Annotated in this window: 10 protein-coding genes; 5 read left to right on the top strand and 5 right to left on the bottom strand. The window is 59.6% G+C overall.

Going from position 1 to position 10,014, the window contains the following annotated elements:
• Positions 1–181: 181 nt before the first annotated feature.
• From istA to ASD02_RS38850, 4 genes are all read left to right on the top strand, one after another.
• Complete coding sequence (gene istA, locus ASD02_RS33495) at positions 182–1,732, top strand: IS21 family transposase (RefSeq protein WP_025428901.1); 1,551 nt, start codon at positions 182–184, stop codon at positions 1,730–1,732.
• 11 nt (positions 1,733–1,743) lie between these two features.
• The gene (gene istB / locus ASD02_RS33490) at positions 1,744–2,520 is read left to right on the top strand and encodes an IS21-like element ISRsp2 family helper ATPase IstB (protein ID WP_025428902.1); all 777 of its coding nucleotides are present in this window, start codon (positions 1,744–1,746) and stop codon (positions 2,518–2,520) included.
• 437 nt (positions 2,521–2,957) lie between these two features.
• Positions 2,958–3,461 (top strand): PhzF family phenazine biosynthesis protein, encoded by a 504-nt coding sequence (locus ASD02_RS37845; protein WP_244494335.1) that lies wholly within the window; start codon positions 2,958–2,960, stop codon positions 3,459–3,461.
• Positions 3,458–3,634 carry a hypothetical protein gene (locus tag ASD02_RS38850; protein ID WP_156408530.1) on the top strand — a complete coding sequence of 59 codons (177 nt, stop codon included), beginning with the start codon at positions 3,458–3,460 and terminating at the stop codon, positions 3,632–3,634. The genes ASD02_RS37845 and ASD02_RS38850 overlap by 4 nt, the downstream gene beginning before the upstream one ends.
• An 809-nt stretch (positions 3,635–4,443) precedes the next feature.
• Here ASD02_RS38850 and ASD02_RS38845 read toward each other — a convergent pair.
• Positions 4,444–5,079, bottom strand: a complete 636-nt coding sequence (locus ASD02_RS38845; protein ID WP_156408529.1) for a hypothetical protein — start codon at positions 5,077–5,079, stop codon at positions 4,444–4,446.
• A gap of 464 nt (positions 5,080–5,543) precedes the next feature.
• Between ASD02_RS38845 and ASD02_RS38840 the strand changes: the two genes are divergently transcribed.
• The gene (locus ASD02_RS38840) at positions 5,544–6,017 is read left to right on the top strand and encodes a hypothetical protein (protein ID WP_156408528.1); all 474 of its coding nucleotides are present in this window, start codon (positions 5,544–5,546) and stop codon (positions 6,015–6,017) included.
• A gap of 53 nt (positions 6,018–6,070) precedes the next feature.
• Here ASD02_RS38840 and ASD02_RS33470 read toward each other — a convergent pair whose 3' ends face one another.
• From ASD02_RS33470 to ASD02_RS33455, 4 genes are all read right to left on the bottom strand, one after another.
• Positions 6,071–6,439: a DUF1515 family protein gene (locus ASD02_RS33470; protein WP_063978412.1), complete on the bottom strand. Its 369-nt coding sequence runs from the start codon at positions 6,437–6,439 to the stop codon at positions 6,071–6,073.
• Between the two features lie 478 nt (positions 6,440–6,917).
• Positions 6,918–8,216: a bifunctional sulfur transferase/dioxygenase Blh gene (gene blh / locus ASD02_RS33465; RefSeq protein WP_057205256.1), complete on the bottom strand. Its 1,299-nt coding sequence runs from the start codon at positions 8,214–8,216 to the stop codon at positions 6,918–6,920.
• A 159-nt stretch (positions 8,217–8,375) separates the two neighbouring features.
• A complete protein-coding gene (locus ASD02_RS33460) occupies positions 8,376–8,990 on the bottom strand; it encodes a CGNR zinc finger domain-containing protein (protein WP_057221747.1) in 615 nt (204 codons plus the stop codon).
• Positions 8,991–9,326: 336 nt separating this feature from the next.
• Positions 9,327–9,515: a hypothetical protein gene (locus ASD02_RS33455; RefSeq protein ID WP_156408527.1), complete on the bottom strand. Its 189-nt coding sequence runs from the start codon at positions 9,513–9,515 to the stop codon at positions 9,327–9,329.
• Positions 9,516–10,014: the final 499 nt, after the last annotated feature.

Genomic DNA, 10,014 nt, shown 5'->3' with positions numbered 1-10,014 from the left:
GGCTGCGGGTTTCGGCAAAGTCCGGACAGGGTTTCCGGTAATCTCCGGACACCGTTTTCAGTAATTCCCGGACAGTGATTCCGCTAAATCCCGGACAGTTTTCCGGCGGCGGTTTGGCGGTTGGTTCGCGGCTGCGCCGTCTTGTTGGTTAAGCCTCTCACGACAACGTTGAGAGGGGCCGATGGCGAGACGGAAGCAAGCAAGACGAACGACAGTGAGGGATATCCGGACGATTCTGCGCCTGACCCACGAAGAGGGTCTTTCGGTGCGCGAGATTGCCGAGCGGCTGAAGATCGGCAAGAGCTCGGTATCGACCTATTTGCTTCGAGCTCGGGAGGCCGGGCTTTCGTGGCCGTTGCCAGTCGGCGCGGACGAGGATGCAAAGCTGGAGCGGCGGCTGTTCGGCCGAGCCGGTCGACCGCCGCGCGATCTCAGCGAGCCGGACTGGGCGGTGGTGGTTCGGGAGCTGAAGCGCAAAGGGGTGACGCTGACGCTTCTATGGCAGGAATACCGTGCCAACCATCCCGATGGTTACGGCTTCACGTGGTTCTGCGAGCAGGTTGCCGCCTTTAGGCAGCGCACGAGTGTAGCGTTCCGCAATCGGCACGCGGCGGGCGCCGTGATGCAGACGGACTATGCCGGGCCGACGATGCCGGTGATCGATCCGGCGACCGGTGTCATCCATCCGGCCCAAATCTTTGTCGCGGTGCTGGGCGCCTCCAACCTGACCTTCGCCCATGCCAGCTTTAGCCAGCAGTTGCCGGATTGGATCGACGGCCAGGTGCGTGCTCTGACCTTCTATGGTGGGGTCACCAAGGCAATCGTGTGCGACAACCTCAAATCGGGGGTGGCCAAGGCCCTTTGGTTCGAGCCGACGTTGACTGCGACGTTCGCCGCCATGGCGGAGCATTACGACACCACGATCCTGCCGACACGCAGCAGGAAACCGCGCGACAAAGGCCGGGTCGAAGGCGCGGTGCTGATCGTGGAACGCTGGATTCTGGCCCGGCTCAGGAACCGCACCTTCTTCTCGCTTGCCGCCCTCAACACGGCGATTGCCGAATTGCTCGAGGAGCTGAACAACCGGACGATGCGCCACGTCGGCAAAAGTCGCCGCGAACTGTTCGAGGAGATCGAGCGGGCAGCATTGAAGCCTTTGCCGGTGATGCCGTTCGAATATGCGGAATGGAAGTCGGCGAAGGTTCACCCGGACTATCATGTCGAGGTCGACAAGACCTTCTACTCTGTGCCGCATCGACTGATCGGATGCACCCTGCAGGTGCGGCTCACCCACCGGGTAGTCGAGATCTTCCACGATCACCAGCGTGTCGCCAGCCATGTCCGCCGCTCCCAGCGTTCCGGCCACGTTACCATCAACGACCATATGCCCAAGGCACATCAGCGCTATGCCAACACCACGCCGGCCAATCTGATCGGCCGTGCGACCCAGATCGGCCCCAATGCCGCCATCCTGGTCGAACGCATGATGCGCGACAGGCCGCATCCGGAACAGGGATACCGCTCGGCCATGGGCATTCTGTCGCTGGCCCCGCGCTATGGATCGCAGCGCCTCGATGCGGCCTGTGAGCGGGCGCTCACCATCAATGCCGTCACCTATTCCTCCGTCGCCTCCATCCTCAAATCCGGCCTCGACCGGGAAAGACCGCAGGCTGAACATGCGGCCCCCACGCCTGCGCACACCAATATCCGTGGCCGATCCTACTATCAGTGAAGGAAGCAAGAATGCTGACAAACCCCACCCTCGACCAGATGCAGGCCCTCGGGCTGACGGGCATGGCCGCCGCCTGGCGCGAATTGACCGAGCAGTCCGGCACCAATGAGCTCAGCCGCGATGAGTGGCTCGGCCTGATGCTCGACCGCGAAGTCGCCCTGCGCGCCGACAAGCGCATCCGTAACCGGCTCGCCTCCGCCAAGCTACGCTTTGCCCAGGCCTGTATCGAAGATATCGACTTCGCCGCTGCCCGCGGTCTCGACCGGCGCAACACCATGGCGCTGGCCCAGGGGCAATGGCTCACCGCCCATGAGGGCCTGATCATCACCGGCCACACCGGCACCGGCAAGTCATGGTTGGCCTGCGCCTTCGGCAGGCAAGCGGCAAGGCTCGGTCACTCCGTCCTCTATGTGCGCGTGCCGCGCATGTTCGAGGATCTCGCGCTTGCCCGCCTCGATGGCTCTTTCCCTCGCCTCATCGACAAGCTCACCCGCGTCCAGCTCCTCATCCTCGATGACTTTGGAACACATGCGCTCTCCGATCAGCAGCGCTTCCACCTCTTCGAAATCGTCGAGGAGCGCTATCAGAGAAAATCCACCCTGATCACAGCCCAAGTCCCCGTGGCAAGCTGGCACGACCTTATTGCCGACAGCACCGTCGCCGACGCCATACTCGACCGCATCGTACACAATGCTCACCGCATCACCCTCCGGGGCGAGAGCATGCGAAAGCAAAAAAGCGCTCCCCTCTTGACGGCTGTGGAAAACGGCGAAATCAATCAACCCTGATGGTAACCAGGCTGCCGAGGACCAACCTCGTCAAACTGTCCGGACTTTAGTGAAAGCGCTGTCCGGGATTTAGCGGAATCAATGTCCAGCTTTTGCGAAGCGCGCATTGAGGTGCTTGCGGCCAAAATCTTCGGCCATTCCGGCTATTTCACCGAGGTCTCGGCCTTCCATATTCCTTGCAACCGCTGCGACACTTGCGCCGATCTGCTTTGCGTATCGTCCTACTTCCGGCTGATCACCCTTTTCGAGCTCAGCACCCACTTTCTTTAGAGCAGTCGCGATCCCCGCCGTTTGACGCGCCGCGAACGTCGTTTGTTGTGCCAGCGTGTCTTGCACCCTTATGACGAGAGTTGAAGCGGCATNCAGGCTGCCGAGGACCAACCTCGTCAAACTGTCCGGACTTTAGTGAAAGCGCTGTCCGGGATTTAGCGGAATCAATGTCCAGCTTTTGCGAAGCGCGCAACCTGGCTGAGACAGCGTTCGTCAAAGCCCGCCCCGATGGGGCGTGGGATCTGCGCTGGTTTGCCCCGGCTCATGAGGTCGATTTCTGCGGGCACGCCACCCTTGCGACAGCCCGTGCGCGGTTTCGTTCCCGACCTTGCAGCCATTGCCAACCTCGGCCCTGTCGGCCTTGTTGTGACGGGGCAGGAAGCCGAGGGCGCAAAGGCGGATTTCGTGTCGCGCAACTTGCCCCCGGCGCGGGCATACCCGAAGACCCGGTTACGGGGTCAATCCACGCTACGCTCGTGCCCTATGGGGTTGCGCGATTGGGCCACGACAAGCTCATGGCCTATCAGGCGTCGGCACGCGGCGGATGGCTAGACTGCGAACTGACCAATGACCGCGTTAATCTTCGCGGCAACGCTGTGACCTTCATGGAAGCCACGCTTTCTCTGCCCAACATATCGATTGGCGCGCATATCGAGAAGGCAGACGCATGAAATTCGATACTTCGATGAAGACCGGCACCTTCGTTACCTTCCCGGGCGGTGCCCCACCGGACAAGGCGGACCAACCCGCCGATCTAGGGCAGGTCATCTTTGCGGATGGGAAGTCGTTGAGATTGCAGATGCCTGGACAGGCTTGGTCGATACTGACGCCGGCGTGCTTTTGATTGGGGAGGAAGCCAAAACCGTCAGGAAGGGGGAGGGCGAATGGCAGGGCGTGGTCATATATCGTTCAGTCAGATCGCGACCTCGGCGCCTATATCAGTGAGGAAGTACGCTTCGCGGTTGAACCGCGCAGACGTAAGCCACTTTCGGTCACACATACGGCGGCACATCTTGCCGCGTTGGCACTGAATGCGGCTTCAGTTCCGTTCTGGACCAAGGACTTTGCGGAACTCGATGGGTTTGGGCGGCCGAATCTCGACAAGGCGGCAATAGAGAATTCCTCGATCGAACCGGCTATATCCACGGATCTAACCGGCGCGCCGCCGAGGCTGGCCTTTGGGCCAAAGGCGAGTTCGTTTCCAGCAATACCGTGCCGGCCGCACCGAAGGCGCCAGGGCAACGACCGCTCAAAGCGGGAGAGATCGAACTGGATATGAGCTTCGATCACAGGTAGTCCCAACGGGCGAATTGCAAAAGTTTTCAACCTAGAGAATGCTGAGCTTCACTCTCAGGAGGCAAGCTGGTGGGTTGGACAGGCTTTATCACATCGATTTGCGTCATCGCCGTGCTGTGGGCCAGCCTGCTTACAACGACGTCCATCTCTCGAAACGACCAATTTTTGCTGGGAACCGCTTTGTTGGTCGCCACGTGGGTGTGGGTCTACTGGCACCGCAAGTTCAGCTTTCCCTTTTTTCGGTGGGTCAGCGGAGGTACCTGTGTAGCTGCAATGGCGATCGGCGCTTTCGCGCTCCTTTATAAAGACGGCGACCTCGGTTGGATTGCTGGATACTTGTTCATCGCAAGCATCGTATCAGCGGTCATCACCAAGGTCGCTGACGACACACCCTTCCCACCAAAAGTGCGTAAAGCCAGCTGCGCGCCCCAGCCCAGGAGGCGCGTGCAGAGGCAAGTATTGGTCACTTGCACCACCTGTGGCGGCAGTGTTCTTTACGGTGACTGCCCTACCTGCAGCAATGTTCGGTGGTGGTACGAACTCCGCTACGTAGACGAATAGCGCCGCGCCGGGCTTCGAAGACAAGTGCGACAGACGCTCACATGAAACGGATACCGCCGGGCATGCAGCGTCAAAGCTGATAATTGCGCGGAACAAATCGCGAATTGCACGGCTTGCACGTGCACAATCCGTGCAGTCGGTCGTTTTCTCTGTCCCACCAGGCGTGACCTGAGCCCGCGCCTCTTCCTCGCTGGGTTGCCAGTCACCACGAAACTCAGCTCGGCGACCTGAATATCGCGCGCCAAAGACATAGAATCCTGCTCTCCACTGCAGTTCCTCGGGCTCACGCGGGCCTATGTCTCCTCCTCCGCGCAACAGTGTTGCTATTTCAGTGTTCAACATCCCTGCCAGGCTCTGGCTGGACGATCCCGACTGAATTTCGTTAACTTTCTCCTTTGCAAAATTTTCCATCTCCTCGATTGCGAGTTTCATCAGCTGCTTGTGGCCTTTGACGCGATCCACAAAGAGCTGGCGCGATCCGGCATGGGATCCGCCGTTGGCCCAGGAGGCGGTTTCTTTCTTAAGGTTTTAGCCATGACGCATTAACGCACGACAGGCGGAAAACGTCTAAGCTGCAAAGATCCCAAGCTGAGCGCCCTAAGGAACCATTTTCCTCACTCAAGGTTATTTAACCGATATCTAATTTAGTGAGGTCGAAATGAACGTGGTACGTGAGCTTCTAATAAGCACCGGTCTGGCCGTGGTGTCGGCAGGTTTCTTAACAATAGCCGTCCCGGCGCAAGGGCAAATCACTGAGCGCTCCATTTTCCCGGGTCAGTGTAGCGCGCGTGGAGCGGCCAACATCATCAATGATGGCGGAGGAGAAAAATGTCAGCCGATCCCGGCCATAAATGCAATCGCAACATCGAATAGTAACACCCCCCCGGGCGGCGGCGGTGCCGGCGGTCCAGGCACTGGCGGCGGTGCCGGCGGTCCGGGTACTGGCGGCGGTGATTCCGGCTCCGGCGGTGGTGGCGATCCTGGTACTCGCGGCGGTGATTCCGGCCACGGCGGTGGTGGTGATCCAGGTACTCGCGGTGGTGATTCCGGCCACGGCGGTGGTGGTGATCCTGGTACTCGCGGCGGTGATTCCGGCCACGGCGGTGGCGGCGATCCTGGTACTGGCGGCGGTGATTCCGGCCACGGCGGTGGTGGAGATCCTGGTACTGGCGGCGGTGATTCCGGCCACGGCGGTGGTGGCGATCCTGGTACTCGCGGCGGTGATTCCGGCTTCGGGGGTGGCGGCGATCATGGCAATGGCGGCGGTGATTCCGGCTTCGGCGGCGGCGGCGATCCTGGCAATGGCGGTGGTGATTCCGGCTTCGGCGGTGGCGGCGATACTGACAATGGCTCCACGGGTGACTAGATAGCAATCAGAACCCGCGCCGTGGGCGACGGGTTGGCCGACTGAAGGCGCTCCGTGTTACCCCTTACTACAAAAACAATGCGCCTGATTGCCTCGGCGAAACTCGCGCGCGGAAAGCCATCGCCGCAATACCGGTGACCCCGAGCGCACCGCCCCCATCAGGTTCCAACGCTTCACGTCATCGGTGACCGGTTTCATCTCCACAACGTCGGCAACAATCGTTGCCGTTGACGTTTGGAGATGAACAACGCGACCGACAAGCTCATCCATGCGGCGATGCACGCCCGCGCGACTTTCGGCCGCCTTATCCTCGGCGCGGTCGGCGCCCTCTTCGATCCGGCGCAATGTGTCCTGCAAGGCGCGCATTCCTGCCGTCAGTTCGCCAAGCTGGCGATGGACCGTCGCTGTTGTTTCTGTGGCTGCCATCTACTGCCCTTCCCCGTGCCTTACACATTCCGCATTCGTCCAGACGCCGCTGGCGCAAAGGCCGACCCATTCGAGAGGGCAGGCGGAACCTTGCCCGAAGCCGAGAAATGCTCGCCAGCGCGAAACGTGCTGAAAAAACGGCCTCTTCAAAAAAGATGAAAAGGCCAGCTTTCAGAAACATGATGGAGTGCCACCAAAACCACGTCCGATGTTTCGAAGACGCACCTTTTGGGTGGGAGAAGCCTCTAATTGAGCGGTCGCTACGGAGCCATCGCAAGCGCAACTAACCATGCGGCCAGAGCCACCAGGAGCCAAAGCCTTGCCTGTCTGAATCGCCGGCGGCGCGCACCTTCCCAATCGTAGGACATGATGTTCTCCTGTAACGCGGCGGGAGGATGCCTCAATCTAAACGAGAAAAAAAGATCAGAAGCCATGCTGCGTGTGGATTGTTGTCTCGCTAAACGTAAAAGACGCTTTCTTATCGCCAGGCCGCTGCGTCGAAAGCGCCAATTGGGATTTTCAGATGCGGCCTGCCGTCGCTTCCGGGCTCGGGAAGGCGGCCCGCGCGAAGATTGACCTGAAGGGCGTGAAGGATAAGCTTCGGCAAAGGTAGCTGGGCGTCCTTTTCGACGCGAAGTTTAACGAAGTCTTCAAGCGAAAAACCATCGAGATGAATGTTGGTCTGCTTTTGCTCCGCCACCGTGCTTTCCCACCGGGGAGCGCGCCCGTGGGCCTGGTAATCGTGCCCGGTAAACACCCGCGAAGCCTCTGGAAGAGCTAGGATTCGTTGGATCGACTGCCATAGGGAGCTCGCATCTCCACCTGGAAAATCGGTGCGAGCCGTGCCGCTATCGGGCATCAGAATGGTGTCGTGAACAAAAACGGCATCACCAATGATATAGGTGACGGAGGCTGGGGTGTGACCTGGCGAATAAAGGACCCTGGCATCGATCGAGCCGACATTGAACGTCTCGCCGTCCGCAAACAACCGGTTCCAATGCGACCCGTCGGCAGACAGGTCCGGCCACTCGTAAATAGTTCTCCAGATTTTCTGAACCTCGACGATCCGATCGCCGATCGCGATTGGGGCGCCAGTCTGCCCTGCGAGGTAATAGGCGGCCGAGAAATGATCGGCGTGGGGATGAGTGTCGAGGATCCACTCGACCGAGAGCGCGTTTTCGTTGACGTATTGGAGGATCGCATTGGCATTCATCGCGCCGATTGCGCCTGCCTTTTCATCATAGTCGAGGACGGGGTCGATGATGGCGCAGCTGCCCGTCTCAGGGTCGGACACAACGTACTGGATGCTGCAAGTGCGCTCGTCGAAAAAGCCCCTGACGTTGGGTCGCTGCGCAAAATGGTTCTCCAACCAAGCGGTAGCTTCGGTCAGGTCAAAACCATGCAGATGGCCGAATTCCTGGACCTCGGAGCGACGCATGCGGCCGGCGAGGACCTCGCCGATCGCGTACAGATGGAGGGCACGCCTTCCTGACTTACAATGTGCCACGACCGGTCCCTCGGCTTCATCAAGAGCTTCTTGAAATGCGGCAACCTCGGATTCTGTTACCGTGGGGAGGGTCACGGGGATGAAGGTGTAGGACATCCGAGCTTTCTTCGCCGCGGCGGCTTCCTGCTCGCTGCCCGGCTGCTCCTCGTCCTCTCCATCGGGCCGCACATTGATCAGCCCGGTAAAGCCCTGATCTGCAAACGACTGGAACTCGTCCGTCGCGGGCTGAGCCATGATGCTGAGCTTTTCATTGACCTTGGTAATGATCATGAGGTCCTCCTGGAATCCGATACAAACTGAACGCCGCCAGGGCTTGTGTGTTCCTCGGTCGCTCCAGGGTTGCCATCCGTGGCAGCCGAGCCAAAGTCCGGAGGCCCAGAAATACGGTCCAACGACTGAAACCCGTGTCCGCGGCGGTGAAAAACGCCTCTAGCTGGATTCTTTCGAACGGTATCGCTTCACTCGGGCATATGTCCCGCAGATGTCGTCCGAGCACCAATGTCTTCGGCCGGATCGCGAGTGATCGAGAAACAGCCAGCCACAATTGTGACCGGGGCACTGCTTGATCGCGCGACGGGCGTCGCGGGTTGTAAACAGGTCAACGGCCAAGCATGCAATCTTGGAAGCGATGTCTTGGGGGTCTTGCACGGATTCGCTCCAGGCGATCTGTCCATCCTGTTGCATCAGGATGGATCGGTCGGCAAGCCATCGTTTCGCCATGCGACCGATCAAGTGCAGGTCCTTTTCCGGCGGTGCTTCGCCCCGGACTTCGGCTAGCGCGATTACGTAAATAGCCTCTCGTAGGGCCCGTGCCTCTTCAAATGCTTTTTCCGCGATTTGTGGATGCGCCGCGGCTTTTGAAGCGAGCCGAGCTGCATCGGCAGTGCCTATGAGTTCAACCCGGGTTGCCCATTCGAGCAAATGATTGAACGAAACAAGGGCGTCGGGTCCGATGCGATCCTTGCGGCTGTCCACGGTGTTGACGTAGTCGAGCACGGGATGTCCACCAAGGAGGCGCAGTTCGGCGATCGGTCTGGGCTGCATCCATCAATTATCGAACTTGGGAACAAAATTGGCAAGATGAAGTTGTAACGGTATAATCTGCTTTTAACCGTTACAGTATCCATCCTGTGCCTCATTTGGGGATCCACTTGGATCGGCAATCCGCCGGCGTTCGTACCGTGCCGCCGGTGATTTTCGCAGGCACGCGATTCGCAGCGGGCAGGTGTTTTGCTGCTCGCAATCGCCACCTTCAGGCACGGCTTCATCGTTCCGGCTCCTGGCGAACGCTTGCGGTTGCTTGCAGCCAGTGTGGACGCGCCGCACTGAGACACCGACCGGCTTCTCGGGAAAGCGCTCTCGAACCGGGTCTCCAAGTGATCAGGGAATGTCCATGAGGCGCAGCAGCCAGCGTTTCCTGTCGCGTTTTGCTCGACCTGCTTCCGTTTCCGCAATGGCGACTTTGAGTGCGCGCGCCACAAGCTCATCAGCCTCGTCTGCATCGGGGAAATGGATGCGAGCTGAGGCCCGCAACGTCGCGAGTAAGGCGCTGTCTTCGTCTGAAGTCATCTTCATCTTATTAGAACGTGAAGAAGCGGCGCGAGTTCCGAACGACGTCCATTCGCGAGCGCGCAGGGTCTCCGGCTTCGGGCTGGTGGCAAATCCCGTATTGCGTGGTAGCCGGCAGAAGCTTACCTGCGGAGGTCAGGGGGCGCCTCCGATCACATCATCGTACATTAGACGTAAGGGGAGGCCGAAACATACGAAGATACGGTTCAATGCTGTTTTCGAGCTCACGACAAACACGTTCGTATTCGTCAATCAGGAGCAGATCAGGGCAGCTACAGAAGCGGAGTCTATCCAGCTGCATCGATGCCTCTGCGTAAGCGATGCAGATTTCGGTTAAGGCCGGGCTTCTCAGCTCCGACAGCACATGCCGGTACGATGGCAAGCGGAGCTTCAACCTCGCTTTGCCAATCTTCTCCAATTTCATAGCCAACTCCCTACCGGCCCGCCACAAAACGCTAGTCGAGAGACGAACCCCCTTGCCTTCAAGAAGGTTCCGCAA

Origin of the sequence: Ensifer sp. Root1252, from assembly GCF_001425885.1 — a bacterium.
GTDB lineage: Bacteria > Pseudomonadota > Alphaproteobacteria > Rhizobiales > Rhizobiaceae > Ensifer > Ensifer canadensis.
The sequence above is the reverse complement of the archived record's forward strand: the minus strand, read 5'-3'. Positions and strand labels throughout refer to the sequence as shown.

What these genes read in the sequence shown, in the direction of transcription:
- blh (WP_057205256.1), bottom strand. Translation starts at nt 8,216, where the DNA reads ATGATCATTACCAAGGTCAATGAAAAGCTCAGCATCATGGCTCAGCCC.
- ASD02_RS33460 (WP_057221747.1), bottom strand. Translation starts at nt 8,990, where the DNA reads ATGCAGCCCAGACCGATCGCCGAACTGCGCCTCCTTGGTGGACATCCC.
- istB (WP_025428902.1), top strand. Translation starts at nt 1,744, where the DNA reads ATGCTGACAAACCCCACCCTCGACCAGATGCAGGCCCTCGGGCTGACG.
- ASD02_RS33470 (WP_063978412.1), bottom strand. Translation starts at nt 6,439, where the DNA reads ATGGCAGCCACAGAAACAACAGCGACGGTCCATCGCCAGCTTGGCGAA.
- ASD02_RS38845 (WP_156408529.1), bottom strand. Translation starts at nt 5,079, where the DNA reads ATGAAACTCGCAATCGAGGAGATGGAAAATTTTGCAAAGGAGAAAGTT.
- ASD02_RS33455 (WP_156408527.1), bottom strand. Translation starts at nt 9,515, where the DNA reads ATGACTTCAGACGAAGACAGCGCCTTACTCGCGACGTTGCGGGCCTCA.
- ASD02_RS37845 (WP_244494335.1), top strand. Translation starts at nt 2,958, where the DNA reads ATGTCCAGCTTTTGCGAAGCGCGCAACCTGGCTGAGACAGCGTTCGTC.
- istA (WP_025428901.1), top strand. Translation starts at nt 182, where the DNA reads ATGGCGAGACGGAAGCAAGCAAGACGAACGACAGTGAGGGATATCCGG.
- ASD02_RS38850 (WP_156408530.1), top strand. Translation starts at nt 3,458, where the DNA reads ATGAAATTCGATACTTCGATGAAGACCGGCACCTTCGTTACCTTCCCG.